Raw genomic sequence first — 17,619 nt, 5'->3', positions numbered from 1 at the left:
AATCAAAGGAGTGTCTCATGGCATCCAATCTCATCACGACTGACCTAGTCGCGTTGGACGCCGATTTCGGCGATAGCATCGAATCAGTCATCACTAATCTGGCCACTTTGGTCCATGGCACCGGCCGCGCTTCCTCTATCGTGGGCTTGGCACAACCAGCCATTGACCGCGAAGCCAAGGCCGGCACCGGCGTTCCCGGCGGCGTTGCTATTCCGCACTGCCGCTCTGAGGTCGTCGCAGAACCAACCCTGGCTTTCGCTCGCCTGAGCCGTGGCGTGGATTTCTCCGGCCCAGACGGCGACGCACAGCTCGTCTTCCTCATCGCCGCACCAGCTGGTGGTGGCAAGGCTCACCTGAAGATTTTGTCCAAGCTAGCTCGAGCTTTGGTCAAGAAGGACTTCTTGGAAGCCCTCCGCTCGGCTCAGAGCAAAGAGGAAATCGTCAAGCTGGTTCTCGACGTAGTCAACGCCGAGAAGCCAAAGAAGCCTGCTGCTGAGGCAGGTGCCGCCGCTGGCGCAGCAGGTGCTGCTGTGGCTTCGGCCGAGCCAGCTACGGCAAAGGCCGGAGCCACCAACATCGTGGCGGTTACCGCGTGCCCTACCGGCATTGCGCACACCTACATGGCTGCCGACGCCCTGACGCAGACAGCCGAGGGGCGCGACGACGTCAACCTCACGGTGGAAACCCAAGGCTCGTCCAACAACACCTCTGTTTCCCAGTCCGTCATCGATGCGGCTGATGCCGTCATCTTCGCCACCGACGTGGGAGTTCGTGACCGCGAGCGGTTCGCGGGTAAACCGGTCATCGAGTCCGGTGTTAAGCGCGCTATTAACGAGCCAGGCGTCATGTTTGACGAGGCAGTTGCCGCTGCCAAGAACCCGAACGCTCGTCGTGTTGCTGGCGAGGCGGGCGCGGCGTCGTCAAGCACTGCTGAAGAAGGCGACTCCCTGGGCTGGGGCAAGCGCATCCAGCAGGCCATCATGACCGGTGTTTCCTACATGGTGCCTTTCGTTGCTGCCGGTGGTTTGCTCCTCGCTTTGGGCTTCCTCTTCGGCGGCTACGACATGGCTAACGGCTGGCAGGCCATCTCTACGAACTACTCGCTGACGAACCTGCCGGGCCACGAGGTTGAGGTCGACGGCGCGATGATGACCTTCGACCGCTCCGGACTCCCCCTCTACTTCGGCGCCGTGCTTTTCGCTATTGGTCAAGCCGCGATGGGATTCATCGTCGCGGCACTGTCTGGCTACACTGCCTTCGCGTTCGCTGGCCGTCCTGGTATTGCACCGGGCTTTGCGGGTGGCGCCATCGCAGTCACCCTGGGCGCTGGCTTCATCGGTGGTCTGGTTACCGGCCTCATCGCGGGTCTCGTGGCCATGTGGATTGGCAACTGGAAGGTTCCACGCTGGATCGGCTCCCTCATGCCGGTTGTCATCATCCCGTTGCTGACCTCGCTCATCACCGGCCTGCTCATGTACCTGCTGCTCGGCGCTCCGCTGGCTGCACTCATGGAAGGCCTGCAGAACTGGCTGTCCTCCATGTCCGGCTCCTCTGCAGTGCTGCTGGGTATCATCCTCGGCCTGATGATGTGCTTCGACTTGGGCGGCCCAGTCAACAAGGCTGCATACTTGTTCGCTACTGCGGGTCTTTCCACTGGTGACCAGGCTTCCATGGAAATCATGGCTGCGGTTATGGCTTCCGGTATGGTTCCGCCAATCGCGCTGTCCATCGCCACCTTCGTTCGTAAGAACCTGTTCACCCCTGCTGAGCAGGAGAACGGTAAGTCTGCATGGCTGCTGGGGCTGTCCTTCGTTTCCGAAGGCGCTATCCCGTTCGCTGCTGCTGACCCGCTGCGCGTCATCCCTGCGATGATGCTGGGTGGCGCAACCACCGGTGCTCTCTCGATGGCGATGAACGTTGGCTCCCGCGCTCCGCACGGCGGCATCTTCGTCTTCTTCGCAATCGACCCGGCCTGGGCTTACTTCCTCGCAATCGCTATTGGCGTGGTCGTCTCCGCGGCCGCCGTCATTGCGCTGAAGCAGTTCTGGCCAAACAAGACGGTCGAAGAGGCTGCCGCCAAGGCGGAAGCTGCCAAGACTGCACAGGCCGCTGCATAACGCGTACACTTGTAATCACGAAAACATTTACAGTCGAAAGGACTTATCATCATGGCATCTAAGACCGTCAAGGTTGGATCTTCCGTTGGCCTGCACGCTCGTCCGGCTTCCATCATCGCGGACGCTGCTGAAGCTTACGACGAGGACATCTTCCTGACCCTCGTGGGCAGCGATGACGATGAAGAAACCGACGCCGCTTCCTCCCTGATGATCATGGCTCTGGGCGCAGAGCAGGGTGACGAGGTCACCGTTACCTCCGAGAACGCCGAGGCAGTCGAGAAGATTGCTGGCCTCATCGAGCAGGATCTGGACGCTTCCTAAGGCTCTAGACTCTAGTCTTAAAGACTTAACTCCCGGACTCTTTCAGAAGAGCTCGGGAGTTATTTTTATGCTTAATTCCTGTGCGCCGAGGCAGCTGTACTTAGTACTTCGCTCCCTTGCCCTCACCGAAGGTTTCATAGAGCCACTTGGCGGCTGGGTAGACCACGATGACGCCGATGGAGCCCCAAGCGATGCCCTCGAGGGAGATGGAGCCGATGTTAAGTGTCAGATTGCCGATGCCGGCGATAAGAGCCACAGCAGCGCAGGTGAGGTTAACCGGGTTGTTGAAGTTAACCTTGTTGTCCATCCAGATGCGCACGCCCAGCATGCCGATAAGGCCGTATAGAACCAGAGTGGCACCGCCCAGCACGCCTGTAGGGATGGTGAAAATCAATGCGCCAAACTTCGGGATGAAGGCCAAACAGATAGCAAAGCTTGCCGCGACCCAATAGGCTGCCGTGGAGTAAACACGAGTAGCGGCCATGACGCCGATGTTCTCAGCGTAAGTCGTGGTACCAGAACCACCGAAGCCGCCGGCGATGGCGGTGCCCAAGCCGTCGGCGATGAGGGCGTCACCAGCAAGGTCATCGAGGTCGCGTTTGGTCATCTCAGACACGGCCTTTACGTGGCCGATGTTTTCCGCAATGAGGACCACCAAGACTGGCAGCGCCACGGCAATCGCAGAGAACTTGAATTCAGGGGTGTGGAACTGCGGAAGACCAATCCATGCCGCCTGGCGAATGGTCTCGGCTGTTCCTTCAGCAAGGTTGCCAGTCACCGCCGCGAAGACCCAGCCAATCACAACGCCGATAAGGATGCCCAAGCGCGCGACCATGCCGCGACCGCCCACGGTCGCAACGATGATCGCCACGAGAGTCACCACGGCCACCAGCGGCTGCGTCTGGAAGTTGCTCGTGGCAGCAGGCGCCAGGTTAAGGCCGATGAGCGCAACAATTGCGCCAGTCACCGCCGGAGGCATCACAGCATCAAGCACGCGGCGTCCCGCAGCCTTCACTACAAAACCGATGAGCACCAGCACCAGACCGGTCACCAGAATGGAACCTGCCTGCGCACCAATGCCGTACTGTTGCGAGGCAGACAGCGGCGCGATGAACGCAAAGGAGGAGCCCAGGTACGAAGGAAGGCGGTTGCGGGTGATCAGCAAGAAGAGAATCGTGCTGATTCCGGAGAACAGCAGCGTGGTGTTGACCGGGAAGCCGGTCAGTGTCGGCACCAGCAGAGTCGCGCCAAACATGGCGACCACGTGCTGCATACCGATACTGATGGTGCGGCCCCAGCTCAGTCGTTCTTCGGGCGCGACAACCGCGCCGGGTTCAATATTTTTACCATCGCCGTGCAGGCGCCAACCAAAAGTACTCACGAGCTTTCATTATTACCCACAAGCACGATTTTAGGAAACTTCCTCCACCACGAACTCCGAAAGCTCACGTGCGATGGACGCAGGAAGGCGGACGTCGACAAGCGTGCCCTCGTTGGTGTACTCCTCGTAGCGCACCGTGCCCTCAGCATGCACGCGAGATACGACGTCGCCGCGGGTAAACGGAACCAGTAGGCGGACGTGGCTGTCGCGAGAGTTAAGGAAGAGCTCAATGCGCGAGGTCAGTTCGTCAATGCCCTCGCCGGTGTGCGCAGAAACATACACCACGTTTTCGTGGTCGAGGACGTGGCGAATCTCTGCCAACACCAGCGGGTCCGCCTGGTCAATCTTGTTGATAACAATGATTTCCGGCGGTGCCTGCTCCCCTGTCTCCTTAACAATGTCGTAGATGACCTTGTTTACGGCCTCAATCTGCTTAATGGGGAAAGGATCGGATCCATCCACCACGTGCAGCATGATGTCCGCCGCCAAGACTTCCTCGAGCGTGGACTTGAAAGCCTCAACCAGCTGCGTGGGCAGGTGGCGCACGAAACCGACGGTATCGGTGAACACCACCTGGCGGCCGTCTGCAAGCTCAGCGCGACGCGTGGTGGGGTCCAGGGTTGCGAACAACGCGTCCTCCACCAGCACGCCCGCTCCAGTCATCGCATTAATCAGCGAGGACTTGCCCGCGTTGGTGTAACCCGCGATGGCAATCTGTGGAATCGTTGAAGACTGACGCTTGGAGCGCTTGACCTCACGCGCCGTCTTCATACCGCGCAATTCCTTGCGCAGGCGAGCCATTTCGGTGCGGATGCGGCGGCGGTCCGACTCGATCTTGGTCTCACCAGGGCCGCGCAGGCCGACGCCGCCGTTGGAGCCAGCTCGGCCACCGGCCTGACGGGACAGGTTGCCGCCCCAACCACGCGTGTGGGTGTACAGGTATTCCAGCTGCGCGAGCGAAACCTGGGCTTTACCCTCTTTGGACTTCGCGTGCTGCGCGAAGATATCGAGAATCAGCATCGTACGGTCAATGACCTTGGTATTGAGCTCGCGCTCCAATGCGGAGAGCTGACCTGGCTGCAGCTCACCGTCACAAATGACGGTATCCGCACCCGTTGCCTCAACAATCTCTTTGAGGTCCTGTACCTTGCCGCGGCCAATGTAAGTACCAGGGTCCGGCTTGTCACGTTTTTGGTAGATAGCCTCAACGACCTCGGCGCCCGCGGTCTCAGTCAGCGCCGCGAGCTCAGCCATGGTGGCCTCGACCTCGGCAACCGTACCTTCGGTCCAAACCCCTACGAGAACGACCTGCTCAAGGCGGAGTTTTCGGTACTCAACCTCGTAGCCGTCGGTGGTGTCTTCGGCGCGAATTGTGGTGGAAACGCGGCGGAAAGAATTACGCTCGGCTAGGTCGAGGTCACCCGTTGTAGGGTCTTGCGGCTGATAGTCGCCAAATGCCTGTGCGAGAAGTTCTTCGTGATTTTCGTTCATGTTCCCTCCATTCTTGCACGTCGTTGGCCTAAACCCCCAATTAGCGCTGAGCAAATATAGTTGCCATCTTTTCTCCGGCTTATTCCTTTAATATTCTTCCGCGGCAGCTTTTGGCCAGCACTAACGGCGGGATACAATGGCCACCATGACCGAGAATCCCACCGCCACTAAGGCCAACGCTGAAATGGAGGCCATCGGCCTCAACTTCGAGCGCTGGCAAGATGCCGTCGAGACAGCCATCTCCACTAATCTGCTCACCGTCACTGGTGAAATCCGCGACGGCCAGCTCATCCAATTCGCAGACCCTTCAGGCGCCCAGATCAACATCTTGGCCGTAGAGCCGTTTGCCACCTACATCGGTTTCGAGTCTGTAACCCAGGCCCTCGCCCACGTATCCATGGTCAACGACGTTCTCGCCTTCTTGGAGATCCTCGATCCATTCGGCACCGTGCTGGCACAAGCCACCGCCAACCTTGCGCAAGGCCCGCTCCTCGTTGACGAGGAAACCCAGCCCTGGCAGCAGATCGGCCTGACCGCTATGGGCCTCAAGGTCCAGCGCTACGCCACTGCGGAAGCCTACGAGGCCGAGCTCGGAGCATACCCGGCCGCCTTCGAGTCCGAGGGTGCGGAAATCGTTTCCTCCGGCTCCGGTGCCGCGGCCCCTACTCCAGGATGCCGTTTCGCAGCTCGCGTTATGGAATCCTCGTGGCGCCACAACCAACTGACCGGTGAAAAGTTCATGCACTTGGTCATGGACGGTGCTTTCCCGTTCGATCTGTGCCTGCCAGCTTCCTTTGGCGAGCTCCCTGCGAAAGATGAAGTATTAGCCGGAACTGCTATGCTAACTGCTTCAATCGAAATGCCGACCGGTGGCTGCGGCTCCGGCGGCGGTTGCTCCTGCGGCTCCGGCGGCTGCGGCGGACACTAAGTAGCAAAGCAGAAAGGCCAGGTATGGGTTCAGGCAGTCGTCATGCGCTGGCCATCGCCCTCGCGGTGGTGGCTGCCGTTGCGCTCATCGGGACGCTAAAGCTATCTGGTCTTTTTATTGCCCTTTTGGTTGCGGGCGCCATGTGGTTGCTCGCCTCAAGACGGCCCGATGCATCCGAGCATTCCGCGCTGCGTACCTCCATCGATCTTTCCGCGGACGATATTCGTGACGTGATCGCTGAATACGACGATTTCTGTAACTCAGAAAGCACCGACTCCATCGCAGATCGCACCATGTACCGTCCAGCGCTGTTGGATCTCGATTGCTTGGATCCCACAATCGAGGCTTTTCACTACGAGCTGGGCGGCGCCAAGCGTTTCCTGCGCCGGCTCGAAATCCGCGTCTACCGCAACGACATCGAGACAGATGAACTCGAATCGCTCCTCAAGGTCACCGATGAGCGCGCCACCGAGCTGCGCGAGACCTGGCTCGCGGCTCGGCGCGCGGCCCATTCGTTGGGCACGAAATATGACCGCCGCCCGCAGGAGAACCGCGAGCTGCGTCGCACTGAGTCCCCTAAGACCCCTGAGGACCCTGAGACTCCTGAGGACAAAGCCTAAAGCTGTGTCTGCAAAGACTGCAACTAAACAGCCATGAGCTAGAGAACCGTGGTGCCCTCAGCCACGATGCGCGAAGGCCCAGTAAGACGTGAACCCCCGTCGAAGATCTCTACCTGCACCTGGCCGCCAGGAACATTGACGGTGACGGTTCCGGCGCCCTCGCCGGCGTCGGCAAGCGCGGCTCGTGCCGCGGCCACCGTACCGGTTCCGCAAGACTGGGTCTCCCCCACGCCGCGCTCGAAGACGCGCATGGATACCGTGCCGTCGACAAGCTGTGTCAGCACCTCAACGTTGACGCCATGCGGGAAGAACTCGTGGTCGAACTCCGGCTGCGCGAAAACCATATCCGCCAAAGACTCCGGCGTGAGGCCCGGAATCACTGCAGCCAAGTGCGGGTTGCCCATGTCAACGCCCAAGCCGGCAAAGTTTTCTCCAGCCATCGAGGCAGTGGACACGCCGGTAACCTCCGCAGGGCCCATCTCCACGCTCACCTGCGCATCATGCTCGTCGAAGGAATGCACGGTGACCTGCTTTGCCCCTGCGCGAGTACCGACGACGAAGCTCTCGCTGTCCACCAAACCGCGGGAGCGCACCCAGTGTGCGAAGACGCGCGTGCCATTGCCGCACATCTCAGCCACAGAGCCATCGGCATTGCGGTAATCCATGAACCAGTCCGCAGGGGCAATGCCCTCAGCCAGTGGCTCACCCAGTGCGCCAGCGCGCACCACGCGCAGAAGGCCGTCGCCGCCGATGCCGGCGCGGCGATCGCATAGAACGCGGACCCGCTCTGGGCTTAGTTCTAGAGTGCCCTCGTGATCCTCGATGATGACGAAGTCGTTTTCAGTACCGTGTCCCTTGGCAAATTTCATGCCTCAATAATACGCAGCGCCTGCTGGTAGGTATCACCGGCTGCGTCCAGCCAGTTAATGCGCTTGTCACGGTTGAACCAGGCCCGCTGCCGGCGCACATAGCGGCGCGTTCCAGTAATCGTGCGCTCAACGGCCTCTTCCCACGTCAACTCGCCGCGTTGGGCCTGGAATACCTGCGCGTATCCGATTGCGCGGCCCGCCGTGGAATCCTCCACTAAGCCTGCGACCTGCAGGGCCTCGACCTCTGCCACAAGCCCGCGCTCGAACATGCGCCGGCTACGCAGCTCAATGCGTGGATTGAGCCATTCTGCCTCGGTGCGCAGCCCCAGCAACAACGTGTCCCAGCGCGGCGGCGCATCTTTGGGCGGCTGGCTGGCTTTGAAAGGCTTGCCGGTAAGCTCGATGACTTCCAGGGCGCGAACAGTCCGGCGCGGGTCCTTGTCCTCGATGTTCGACGCTGCGGCTGGGTCAATCTCCGCGAGCTCCGCGTGCAGCTTCTCGATGCCGATATCTTTACGCCGCGCCTCATACTTCGCGCGCACTGCCGGATCAGTGGGCGGAAACTGCCAATCATCCACGAGTGCTTGCACATAAAGCATGGAGCCCCCGACCAAGATGGGCGTCTTGCCGCGGGCCATGATGTCCTCGACGTCAGCGACGGCGTCTTGCTGGTAGCGCGCCACGGAAGCCGTCTCTGTCACCTCCCACACATCGAGTTGGTGGTGCGGGATGCCTTCCCGTTCCTCGACGGTGAGCTTGGCGGTGCCGATGTCCATGCCGCGGTAGAGCTGCATTGAGTCGACGTTTACTACTTCACCGTCTAATTCATGGGCCAACTTGACGCCCAGGTCCGATTTACCGGATCCGGTGGGCCCCACGACTGCGATGGGCCTTAGCATTGCCACCCCGCAACGTAGCGCCCTACGCCCAGCGTGGAATCGGCCGCACGCAATTCCGCTTGCGTGGGCCGCAAAGCTGCAAGCTCAGCCCACAAGCGGGTTTCCAGCACGCCCGTCTCCGCCAGCAAAGACTCGTCGCAGTCCACGTCCACGCCGGAGAGCAGGGACTCGCACCACAGGGCGGTATCTGCAGCGCCGTCGACAAGCGCGAGCGGCGCCCGCGCTGTAAGCCCCGCACTGCCATCCACGCACACCATGGTGAGGACGCCGGCACGCGGTGTACCCACGTGGTCGCGGGTATCGGCGACGCGGTGCTTAACGACGCCGTCCAGCACATACCGCGCCATGAGCTCCGGGAGATAGTTTCCTGCACCAAGCTCGACGCTGGGTGCGCCCCATGCCCGCAGTGAGCCGCTGAGGTTAGTATGCCAACGCGGATCGCGCGAACCGACGATGTCCACCTCGATTTCCGCTGCTTCCTCCCCTAATCTTGAGGCCTCCGCAAACTCCACAACCAGTTGGCGAGCAGCGGCAAGAAGGGCCCGGCTGGCGCCATCAGCAGGCGAAAGCTCAGCCGCGAGGGCGGGGGAAGAAGGCATTACCAAAAGATTTAACATTGCTTCCTCATCCTAGTGTAGGAGAAGGTACTGTAAGGGAGAACACTCTAGGCAGCCGTGACGCGCGGCGCGACTTTTCACGAAGGCGGTTTCAACCATGTCGATCCCAACCCCAGGTTCAATGCCCAAGAAGGGTGCTCGTCCAGGCGCTCGTCCTGGTGCGCAGCCGGTGAAGCAGACTCCTCACAATGATCCGGCCAAGTGGGGCCGCGTGGAAGAAGACGGTTCGGTCTACGTCAACGCCCCGGAGGGCGAGCGCAAGATTGGCGAGTGGAAGGCTGGTACCCCGGCCGAGGGCTTGGCTCACTACGGCGCACGTTACGACGATCTCTCCACCGAGATCGAGCTCCTCGAGGCTCGTCTCAAGGCGCATCCTGGCGAGGCTGAGTCCATCAAAGCCACCGCTGCTGAGCTGCGTGAGAGCTTGCCTACCGCTGCGGTTATCGGCGACATTGCAGCACTCAATAAGCGCTTGGGCGCTGTCATCGAGCACTCCGTAACCGCCGGTGAACAGGCACAGGCAGACAAGGCACGCCGCCGCGAGGAAGGCATCGCTGCCAAGGAGAAGCTGGCCGCCGAGGCAGAAGACATCGCAGAAAACTCCACCGACTGGAAGGCCGCGGGTGACCGTATCCGCGCCATTCTCGAAGAGTGGAAGCAGATCCGCGGCATTGACCGCAAGACTGACGACGCACTCTGGAAGCGCTACTCCCGTGCGCGCGATTCCTTCAACCGCCGCCGCGGCGCCCACTTCGCGGAGCTCGACCGCAACCGCGCCGCCGCACGCAAGCGCAAGGAGGAACTTGTTGAGCGCGCCGTAGCACTTCAGGACTCCACGGAATGGGGTCAGACCGCTCGCGCTTACCGCGACCTCATGACCGAGTGGAAGGCAGCCGGCCGCGCACCGCGCGAGGCTGATGACAAGCTCTGGGCGCAGTTCCGCGCCGCACAAGACCACTTCTTCTCTGCACGCAACGCTGTCAATGACGAGCGCGACAAAGAGTTCGCCGCCAACGCTGCGGCCAAGGACGCACTCATCGCTGAGTACGATTCCCAGATCGATCCTTCCAAGTCCATCGAGACTGCCAAGGCAAAGCTGCGTGAGCTGCAGGAAAAGTGGGAGGAGATTGGCTACGTTCCGCGTAACCAGGTCCGCGAGTACGAGGCAAAGATCGAGGTACTCGAAAAGCGCGTCGCTGAGGCCGAGGACTCCGAGTGGCGCCGCACTGATCCAGAAGCACAGGCACGCGTAGCCCAGTTCCAGTCCAAGGTTGATGACTTGACGGCTCAGGCTGCAGCAGCCGAGGCCAAGGGCAATGCCAAGAAGGCCGAGGACCTGCGCGCACAGGCTGCGCAGTGGCAGGAATTCGCCGACGCAGCTGCCGCTGCAGTCAACGACAAGTAACGGTCACCTGCAAGTAATTGCTCGTTCAGATCGTACCCGGCCGCGGGGAGCCCGCCGACTGCGTGCGCAGTTTCATCTTCGATGCGAACCTTTACGCACAGGAGGCCTCCGGCGATCCCGCGGCCTCTTCCGCGCCTTCGCGGGTGGTACAGCGCCTACAAGGTTCCACCGAATCCGTCACCTACTTGTTTGGACTGACTGAGGACACCCCGCTGGAGGTCGGTAAGCTAGGCTTTCCCACTATTCCAGCAGTAGAGCCCAGCCCGGAGCTCGACTTTGACGGCTTTATCCATATCTCCCTTCCGCTGCTCGAGGAGACCCAGAATGCCGAGATCGAATGCGTGCTCGGCGCTGATTACCTGCCCCTGCCGGGCGAAGAACTTGAGCCCGAGGCACTGGCCGTAACGCGTCAGCTCGCCGAACACGCAATGGCCTTGGCCCGCCAGTTTGGTCGCAGTGTGGCGCAAATCGGCATGCTCTACCCAGCTGAAGCGGACTACTCTTACGATCCTTTTTCCACCGCTTACACGGAGCTGGGATTCCAGCCCAAGCATTCAGAACACCAGATGTTCGTTGAGTTCCCCGACTCCCCTGCCCGGCCTTTCCCGGTGGCGGGCCGCAGCTTCCACGTGTTCGCGGACTATGACATCCCAGAGCATCACCTCGACGACATCTTGGACCTTCTAACGGTCGCATCCACGGATGCGGTCTACGGGGATCTCAACACGGAGCCTATTAATTGGACACGGGAGCGCTTGGCCGAAGCCCACTCCCGCCTGCGGGCGCGCAAGTCACACACGCTTCTCATCGCAGTGGAGGAAGAAGGCCGTATCGTGGCACTCACCGAGTTGGCGCGCCATCACGACGCAGATCCCGAGGTATGCGAGTGGACGATCACGGTCACTGCGCGCGATAGGCGGCGCGTGGGACTAGCCACGTCAGCGAAGCTGCATGCACTGCACGAGGTGGCTCAGTGGTGGCCTGATACCCGCCGTGCTTATTGCTCGGTAGCCGACGCCGATCCGGCCATGAACCGCATCTACCAGCACCTTGGTGCAGAGGTCATCTCTACATCGTCGGCGTGGGAGCTCAAGCTTTAGGACTTCTTGTAACGCCGCGCTGCTTGGCGACGCCGATCGTCGATGAGCAGCGGGTTCTCCTCCGGCGCGAGGGTGGTTGCTGCCTCGGTTTGCAGGATTCCCACCTGGTCCAGCTTGCTGGCTTCGCGGCGGGCCTTCTCAGCAGCTGCGACCTGCTCTGGGCTGCGCTTGAACGCCACTTGGCAGTATGCAAGGAAGGCGATGAGGCTCGCGAGGGTTCCTACCCACATGCCGATGGAAGGGCTATCAGCGGTGGAACCGCGGAACCAGAAGCTCCACAGGCTAATGAAGAAGGAAATGGCCACCATCATCCACGCGGCGAGCGCAAAGTTGGTGCGACGTGTGGCCACAGTCAGGGTGGTCAGCACGCCAATGCCCACGAGGGAGAACCATGCGGAGACATTTTCCATGATGGAGATCCGCACGCCGTCATCCGTGGTGCCCAGTTGCAGCGCTTCCCAGCCCTGCGCCGGGCCGGCATAGGGCAGAACCAAGTACGCAACCCACACCACGATAGCGATGATGAGGGCGACCCTGTGGTTTCCCAGTTCCATCTTCTTGGCAGCCGCGCGTTCGGCGGCGTGGGCTTGTTCGTACTGATTACTCATGGTGGTCTAGCGTACTCCTCTAGCAGCCGCAGGCGTCATCTTGCTGGCGCGCAGGCTTGCCAATCTGCGGCAGTCCCAGGCCCACACCAATCGGCGCGGTGGTGGGTGTCTGACCGGCTGCGGACATATCGCCCGCCTTGGTGCGGCGGTGCGAGGTTACGCCGGAGTCAGCCACGAGGAAGAAGGAACCAGCATCGGTCACGGTGGTGTGAACAACGTCGCCAGGGCGGATGTCCGCGGTGATTTCGGTGCGAGTGCCAGCGGCGTCGACAAGCACGGGCGCAAAGTGCACCAGGCGCCCATCGCGGGAGCGGCCCGTCAGGCGGTGGGTCTCCCCTGCCTTGCGGCCCCCCTCGGCCTGGACCAGCAGCTCAACGTCGGTGCCGATGAGCTTGGCGTTTTCTTCAGCTTGAATGGAATCCTGCAGGGCAACCAGACGCTCGAAGCGCTCTTGCACGATGTGCTTGGGTACCTGCTGCTCCATCTCGGCAGCAGGGGTGCCCGGGCGCGGCGAGTACTGGAAAGTAAAGGCGGAGGCGAAACGCGCGCGCTTGACGACGTCCATGGTGGCCTCGAAGTCCTCTTCGGTTTCACCCGGGAAGCCGACGATGATGTCGGTGGTGATCGCCGCGTGCGGCATTTTTTCGCGCACTTCGTCGAGGATGGCCAAGAACTTCTTGGAACGGTAGGAACGGCGCATCTCTTTCAGGATGCGATCGGAGCCAGACTGCAAAGGCATGTGCAGCTGCGGACACACGGCCGGGGTCTCAGCCATGGCGTCGATGACGTCAGAGGTGAACTCAGCTGGGTGGGGCGAGGTAAAGCGCAGGCGCTCGAGGCCCTCAATCTTGCCTACCTCGCGCAGCAGCTTGGAAAAGGCGAACTTGTCACGCGGCAGATCTGGGTCAGCGAAGTTCACTCCATAGGCATTAACGTTCTGGCCAAGGAGGGTGACCTCGGAAACACCCTGGTCAACCAAGGCTTGAACCTCAGCGAGGATGTCGCCCGGGCGGCGATCCTCTTCTTTACCGCGGAGGGAAGGAACGATGCAGAAGGTACAAGTGTTGTTGCAGCCCACGGACACGGATACCCAGCCTGCGTAGGCGGACTCGCGCTTGGCCGGGAGCACGGACGGGAAGGCCTCTAGGGAATCGACGATTTCCACCTGTGCCTCGTCGTTGTGGCGAGCGCGCTCGAGCAGCGTGGGAAGTGCTGCCATGTTGTGGGTGCCGAAGACTGCATCGACCCACGGTGCGTTGTCGAGGACGGTATCTTTGTCTTTCTGCGCCAAGCAACCGCCCACGGCGATCTGCATGCCAGGGTGGTTTTCCTTGGTCTTCTTCAGCGCGCCCAACGTGCCGTACAGGCGCTTATCGGCGTTCTCACGCACCGCGCAGGTATTGAAGACGATGAGGTCAGGCTCTTGTTCCTCCGCGGCAGCAACATAGCCAGCCTCTTCGAGCAGGCCCGAGATGCGCTCAGAATCGTGGACGTTCATCTGGCAGCCGAAAGTACGCACCTCATAGGTGCGGGCGGAACCATCCGGGTTGGTGCCGGCGCTCTGCGCGATCTGGCCGAGGGCGACCTCCGGATCAACTCCGGTGACGGCGTTCTTGGGGTTTCTAGTGTTCATGGGGGCGCTCACGTCGGTTCATTCTAACGACGCTCGGGGGTAACTCATAACCGCGCTCTTCCCCTGTTTACCAACTTCGCCGCATGAATATTTCTCCTCATTTACCAGGTATTTCTATATTACGACAGATGGAATCCTCTTTACAGACGGGTGAAGCGTTATCAAAACGTGACCCTATTGCCCAACCTTGTGACACAGCGCACCCTATTATCCCAACATGACCCGTTCAACATACGGAAGGAAGTAATGATGTGAGCGACTCCCCAATGATTCGCATCAGCGACGTACAAAAGTACTTCGACGATTATCACGCATTGCGCGACATTAATCTCGAGATCCAGCGCGGCGAAGTCGTTGTCGTGCTCGGCCCCTCGGGATCCGGTAAGTCCACGCTGTGCCGCACCATCAACCGCCTCGAGACCATCGAGTCCGGCTCCATCGCCATCGACGGCACCCCACTGCCGGAGGAAGGCAAGGCCCTGGCCACGTTGCGCGCCGACGTGGGCATGGTCTTCCAGCAGTTCAACCTCTTCCCGCACTTGACTATCAAGGACAACGTAACGCTGGGCCCCATCAAGGTGCGCAAGATGTCCAAGTCCGCCGCGAACGACCTAGCACTCCAGCTCCTCGACCGCGTGGGGATTGCCAACCAGGCAGACAAATACCCGGCGCAGCTCTCCGGTGGCCAGCAACAGCGCGTCGCCATCGCCCGCGCGCTCGCGATGAAGCCGAAGGTCATGCTCTTCGATGAACCGACCTCCGCTCTCGATCCGGAGATGGTCAACGAGGTCTTGGACGTCATGACGGACCTCGCCAAGGAGGGCATGACCATGGTCGTCGTCACGCACGAGATGGGATTCGCCCGCAAAGCCGCAGACCGCATCTTGTTCATGGCCGACGGCGAGATCGTCGAAGATACCGACCCTGACTCTTTCTTCACCAACCCGCAATCGGGTCGCGCCCGGGACTTCCTGGGCAAGATCCTCCACCATTAATCCCATCCTCATCTCAAGGAGAAACACCATGTCTCGTTCCCACATCACCCGCGTTATCGCCGCAACCTCCGCCGTCCTTGCCTCTGGAGCCCTGCTCGCTGCCTGCGGCGGCTCCTCCGACTCCGCCTCCGGCGAAGGCGAGGGCCTACTCGCCCACATCGAGTCTGGCAACGTCACCCTCGGCACCAAGTTCGACCAGCCGGGTCTCGGCCTGCGCGAGGGCGACGGGTCCATGTCCGGCCTGGACGTCGACGTCGCGACCTACGTCGTCAACCACATCGCCAAGGAGAAGGGTTGGGCTGAGCCAAAAATCGAGTGGAAGGAAACCCCCTCCGCGCAGCGCGAGACCCTCATCGAGAACGGCCAGGTCGACATGATCGCCGCGACCTACTCCATCAACGCCTCCCGCGCGGAGAAGGTCAACTTCGGTGGCCCGTACCTTGTCACCCACCAGGCCCTGCTCGTTTCTGCCGACAACGCGGAAATTAAGGGTCTCGACGGTCTCGACGGCAAGATCCTCTGCTCTGTCACCGGCTCTACCCCGGCTCAGAAGGTCAAGGAGGCTCTGCCGTCCGTCCAGCTCCAGGAGTTCGACACTTACTCCTCCTGCGTTGAGGCACTCTCCCAGGGCACCATCGACGCGATGACCACGGACGCGACCATCCTCAACGGCTACGCCGCTCAGAACGAGGGCAAGTTCAAGGTCGTCGAGCTCGAGAAGGACGGCAAGCCGTTCACCGACGAGTACTACGGCATCGGCCTGGCCAAGGACGACCAAGAAGCCACAGACGCCATCAACGCTGCGCTCAAGGAGATGCACTCCTCCGGCGAGTTCGACAAGCTCGTCTCTGCCAACCTCGGCAAGGGCGACGCCATCGAGCCGGGTACCCCGGGCGACCTGTCCTTCGTGGAATAACGCCTCCTTAGGCCGGGTACGAAAGCCCGGCCCCTCCCATCCCCAATGAACGAGGAGAAACCATGAGCTCCATGTGGAGCCAGCTGGGTCCAGAACTCTGGCCCGCGTTTTGGCTCACTATCAAACTCACGCTGTGGTCGGCGTTGGGTTCCATGATTCTAGGCACCATCCTGACCGCGATGCGCGTCTCCCCCGTCGGCATTCTGCGCTTCCTAGCTACGACGTACATCACGATCGTGCGCAATACGCCGCTCACGCTGGTCGTGCTGTTCTGTTCCTTCGGCCTGTACCAGACCCTCGGCGTCACGCTCGCGAGCCGCGAGTCGGCGACATTCCTCATCGACAACAACGTACGTTTGGCCATGGTGGGCTTTATCCTCTACACCTCCGCCTTCGTCGCCGAGTCCTTGCGCTCCGGTATCAACACCGTGGACTTCGGCCAGGCGGAGGCCGCCCGCTCGCTCGGGCTGTCCTTTACCCAGACATTTAGCACCATCGTCTTCCCACAGGCAGTCCGCGCAGCCATCGTCCCGGTGGGCAATACGCTCATCGCGCTGACGAAGAACACGACCATCGCGTCTGTCATCGGCGTCGCCGAGGCCTCGCTGCTCATGAAGTCGACCATCGAGTTCCACGCCAGCCAGCTCTTTGTCATCTTCCTCATCTTCGCAGCAGGCTTCATCATCCTCACCCTGCCCATGGGCCTTGGCCTGGGCAAGCTTTCTGAGAAATTGGCGGTGAGGAAATGATGTCCGTACGCGCCACAGTGCTTTACGATGCCCCCGGCCCCAAGGGCCGACGCAACAACGCCATCTATACAGTCATCACCGTCATCGTCGCCACCGCGGTCCTCGCGTGGGTGTTTATGAAGTTGAACGAGCGCAACCAGCTCAACCCTGAGCTGTGGACGCCGTTCCTCAACTCGCAGACATGGACGACGTATCTGCTCCCGGGTCTCAAGGGCACGATATTCTCCGCCGTCGCCTCCATTCTGTTGGCTATCGTCTTTGGCGTGGTCTTCGGTCTGGGACGCCTGAGCGAGCACCGTCCCATCCGCTGGGTGTGCGGCGTGGTCGTGGAGTTCTTCCGCGCCATCCCCGTGCTGCTGCTCATGATTTTCGCCTACCAGCTCTTCGCAGTCTACGACCTCGTGCCGTCCAAGCACCTCGCTTTCGGTGCCGTTGTCTTCGCGCTCACGCTCTACAACGGCTCCGTCGTCGCCGAGATTCTGCGCTCCGGCATCCGTTCTCTGCCCAAGGGCCAAACCGAGGCAGCTAAGGCGCTGGGACTGAGCCACCAGCAGACCATGTTCAAGGTGCTGCTCCCCCAGGCCGTCGCGGCGATGCTGCCTGCGCTCATCTCGCAGATGGTCATCGCCCTCAAGGACTCCGCGCTCGGCTACCAGATCGGCTATGTCGAAGTTGTCCGCTCCGGTATCCAGTCCGCGTCCTTCAACAAGAACTACCTGGCTTCGCTCATCGTCGTCGCCATCATCATGATCCTCATCAACTGGGGACTGACAGTGCTGGCCCAACGCATCGAGCGCCAGCTGCGCGCCGGCCGCGCCCGCAAGAATATCGTGGCCGCCGTGCCGCACCATCGCTCGCAGGGCCTCGACACCAAGGACGAGGTCAACGCCGATTGGCACGCGCCCGGCTACAAGGAAATCCGCAACCCCGCGGAATAAACACCTCACATGGGCAAGCCGAACCCTCAGCA

General features: G+C 61.2%; 17 protein-coding genes. 10 read left to right on the top strand and 7 right to left on the bottom strand.

Annotation, left to right across the window (positions count from 1 at the left end; all coding sequences use genetic code 11):
* Nucleotides 1-17 precede the first annotated feature (17 nt).
* Complete coding sequence (locus CHU71_RS05615; protein ID WP_147760433.1) at nt 18-2,117, top strand: fructose-specific PTS transporter subunit EIIC; 2,100 nt, start codon at nt 18-20, stop codon at nt 2,115-2,117.
* A gap of 51 nt (nt 2,118-2,168) precedes the next feature.
* Nucleotides 2,169-2,438 (top strand): HPr family phosphocarrier protein, encoded by a 270-nt coding sequence (locus CHU71_RS05610; protein WP_005529038.1) that lies wholly within the window; start codon nt 2,169-2,171, stop codon nt 2,436-2,438.
* A 100-nt stretch (nt 2,439-2,538) separates the two neighbouring features.
* On the opposite strand, the gene CHU71_RS05605 is transcribed toward CHU71_RS05610, so the two are convergent.
* Nucleotides 2,539-3,819, bottom strand: coding sequence for a uracil-xanthine permease family protein (locus CHU71_RS05605; protein ID WP_034656838.1), 1,281 nt, complete (start codon nt 3,817-3,819; stop codon nt 2,539-2,541).
* 30 nt (nt 3,820-3,849) lie between these two features.
* On the bottom strand, nt 3,850-5,310 hold the full coding sequence (hflX, locus tag CHU71_RS05600; RefSeq protein WP_147760432.1) for a GTPase HflX: 1,461 nt from the start codon (nt 5,308-5,310) through the stop codon (nt 3,850-3,852).
* A gap of 136 nt (nt 5,311-5,446) precedes the next feature.
* Here hflX and CHU71_RS05595 point away from each other — a divergent pair, with 136 nt between their 5' ends.
* A complete protein-coding gene (locus CHU71_RS05595; RefSeq protein WP_147760431.1) occupies nt 5,447-6,238 on the top strand; it encodes a hypothetical protein in 792 nt (263 codons plus the stop codon).
* Nucleotides 6,239-6,261: 23 nt separating this feature from the next.
* Nucleotides 6,262-6,858, top strand: a complete 597-nt coding sequence (locus CHU71_RS05590) for a hypothetical protein (protein ID WP_100087116.1) — start codon at nt 6,262-6,264, stop codon at nt 6,856-6,858.
* A gap of 38 nt (nt 6,859-6,896) precedes the next feature.
* Here the strand turns inward: CHU71_RS05590 and dapF are convergent, their stop codons facing one another.
* The 3 genes from dapF to CHU71_RS05575 are packed head-to-tail and all read right to left on the bottom strand — an operon-like array spanning nt 6,897 to nt 9,243.
* Nucleotides 6,897-7,727: a diaminopimelate epimerase gene (dapF, locus tag CHU71_RS05585; RefSeq protein ID WP_147760430.1), complete on the bottom strand. Its 831-nt coding sequence runs from the start codon at nt 7,725-7,727 to the stop codon at nt 6,897-6,899.
* Entirely contained in the window at nt 7,724-8,626 is a 903-nt protein-coding gene (gene miaA, locus CHU71_RS05580; RefSeq protein ID WP_147760429.1) for a tRNA (adenosine(37)-N6)-dimethylallyltransferase MiaA, read from the bottom strand. Before miaA ends, dapF begins: the two co-directional genes overlap by 4 nt.
* Nucleotides 8,620-9,243 carry a hypothetical protein gene (locus CHU71_RS05575; RefSeq protein ID WP_005529024.1) on the bottom strand — a complete coding sequence of 208 codons (624 nt, stop codon included), beginning with the start codon at nt 9,241-9,243 and terminating at the stop codon, nt 8,620-8,622. Before CHU71_RS05575 ends, miaA begins: the two co-directional genes overlap by 7 nt.
* 97 nt (nt 9,244-9,340) lie before the next feature.
* Here CHU71_RS05575 and CHU71_RS05570 point away from each other — a divergent pair, with 97 nt between their 5' ends.
* A complete protein-coding gene (locus tag CHU71_RS05570) occupies nt 9,341-10,648 on the top strand; it encodes a DUF349 domain-containing protein (protein ID WP_100087112.1) in 1,308 nt (435 codons plus the stop codon).
* A 17-nt stretch (nt 10,649-10,665) separates the two neighbouring features.
* Nucleotides 10,666-11,748, top strand: a complete 1,083-nt coding sequence (locus CHU71_RS05565; protein WP_147760428.1) for a GNAT family N-acetyltransferase — start codon at nt 10,666-10,668, stop codon at nt 11,746-11,748.
* On the opposite strand, the gene CHU71_RS05560 is transcribed toward CHU71_RS05565, so the two are convergent.
* Together CHU71_RS05560 and miaB are read right to left on the bottom strand one after the other, a co-directional pair.
* Nucleotides 11,745-12,356, bottom strand: a complete 612-nt coding sequence (locus CHU71_RS05560) for a hypothetical protein (RefSeq protein ID WP_100087110.1) — start codon at nt 12,354-12,356, stop codon at nt 11,745-11,747. The genes CHU71_RS05565 and CHU71_RS05560 overlap by 4 nt on opposite strands.
* A gap of 19 nt (nt 12,357-12,375) precedes the next feature.
* Nucleotides 12,376-13,989 carry a tRNA (N6-isopentenyl adenosine(37)-C2)-methylthiotransferase MiaB gene (gene miaB, locus CHU71_RS05555; RefSeq protein WP_168926545.1) on the bottom strand — a complete coding sequence of 538 codons (1,614 nt, stop codon included), beginning with the start codon at nt 13,987-13,989 and terminating at the stop codon, nt 12,376-12,378.
* 266 nt (nt 13,990-14,255) lie between these two features.
* On the opposite strand from miaB, the gene gluA reads away from it, so the two are divergent.
* The 4 genes from gluA (at nt 14,256) to CHU71_RS05535 (ending at nt 17,587) form a co-directional block, all read left to right on the top strand.
* Complete coding sequence (gene gluA, locus CHU71_RS05550; RefSeq protein ID WP_049145056.1) at nt 14,256-14,984, top strand: glutamate ABC transporter ATP-binding protein GluA; 729 nt, start codon at nt 14,256-14,258, stop codon at nt 14,982-14,984.
* Between the two features lie 28 nt (nt 14,985-15,012).
* Nucleotides 15,013-15,900 (top strand): glutamate ABC transporter substrate-binding protein, encoded by an 888-nt coding sequence (locus CHU71_RS05545; protein ID WP_100087109.1) that lies wholly within the window; start codon nt 15,013-15,015, stop codon nt 15,898-15,900.
* A gap of 62 nt (nt 15,901-15,962) precedes the next feature.
* Nucleotides 15,963-16,649: an amino acid ABC transporter permease gene (locus tag CHU71_RS05540; RefSeq protein WP_147760427.1), complete on the top strand. Its 687-nt coding sequence runs from the start codon at nt 15,963-15,965 to the stop codon at nt 16,647-16,649.
* Nucleotides 16,649-17,587, top strand: a complete 939-nt coding sequence (locus tag CHU71_RS05535) for an amino acid ABC transporter permease (RefSeq protein ID WP_147760539.1) — start codon at nt 16,649-16,651, stop codon at nt 17,585-17,587. Before CHU71_RS05540 ends, CHU71_RS05535 begins: the two co-directional genes overlap by 1 nt.
* Nucleotides 17,588-17,619 lie beyond the last annotated feature (32 nt).

It is taken from the genome of Corynebacterium sp. LK14 (genome assembly GCF_008042215.1).
Classification (GTDB): Bacteria; Actinomycetota; Actinomycetes; order Mycobacteriales; family Mycobacteriaceae; genus Corynebacterium; species Corynebacterium striatum.
This window is presented reverse-complemented; position numbering and strand designations above follow the sequence as displayed.

Bases quoted from the DNA above. Each gene is read 5' to 3' on its own strand.
- CHU71_RS05615 (WP_147760433.1), top strand. From the start codon at position 18: ATGGCATCCAATCTCATCACGACTGACCTAGTCGCGTTGGACGCCGAT.
- CHU71_RS05610 (WP_005529038.1), top strand. From the start codon at position 2,169: ATGGCATCTAAGACCGTCAAGGTTGGATCTTCCGTTGGCCTGCACGCT.
- hflX (WP_147760432.1), bottom strand. From the start codon at position 5,310: ATGAACGAAAATCACGAAGAACTTCTCGCACAGGCATTTGGCGACTAT.
- CHU71_RS05560 (WP_100087110.1), bottom strand. From the start codon at position 12,356: ATGAGTAATCAGTACGAACAAGCCCACGCCGCCGAACGCGCGGCTGCC.
- CHU71_RS05590 (WP_100087116.1), top strand. From the start codon at position 6,262: ATGGGTTCAGGCAGTCGTCATGCGCTGGCCATCGCCCTCGCGGTGGTG.
- miaA (WP_147760429.1), bottom strand. From the start codon at position 8,626: ATGCTAAGGCCCATCGCAGTCGTGGGGCCCACCGGATCCGGTAAATCG.
- gluA (WP_049145056.1), top strand. From the start codon at position 14,256: ATGATTCGCATCAGCGACGTACAAAAGTACTTCGACGATTATCACGCA.
- miaB (WP_168926545.1), bottom strand. From the start codon at position 13,989: ATGAACACTAGAAACCCCAAGAACGCCGTCACCGGAGTTGATCCGGAG.
- CHU71_RS05595 (WP_147760431.1), top strand. From the start codon at position 5,447: ATGGCCACCATGACCGAGAATCCCACCGCCACTAAGGCCAACGCTGAA.
- CHU71_RS05545 (WP_100087109.1), top strand. From the start codon at position 15,013: ATGTCTCGTTCCCACATCACCCGCGTTATCGCCGCAACCTCCGCCGTC.
- dapF (WP_147760430.1), bottom strand. From the start codon at position 7,727: ATGAAATTTGCCAAGGGACACGGTACTGAAAACGACTTCGTCATCATC.
- CHU71_RS05540 (WP_147760427.1), top strand. From the start codon at position 15,963: ATGAGCTCCATGTGGAGCCAGCTGGGTCCAGAACTCTGGCCCGCGTTT.
- CHU71_RS05570 (WP_100087112.1), top strand. From the start codon at position 9,341: ATGTCGATCCCAACCCCAGGTTCAATGCCCAAGAAGGGTGCTCGTCCA.
- CHU71_RS05575 (WP_005529024.1), bottom strand. From the start codon at position 9,243: ATGTTAAATCTTTTGGTAATGCCTTCTTCCCCCGCCCTCGCGGCTGAG.
- CHU71_RS05535 (WP_147760539.1), top strand. From the start codon at position 16,649: ATGTCCGTACGCGCCACAGTGCTTTACGATGCCCCCGGCCCCAAGGGC.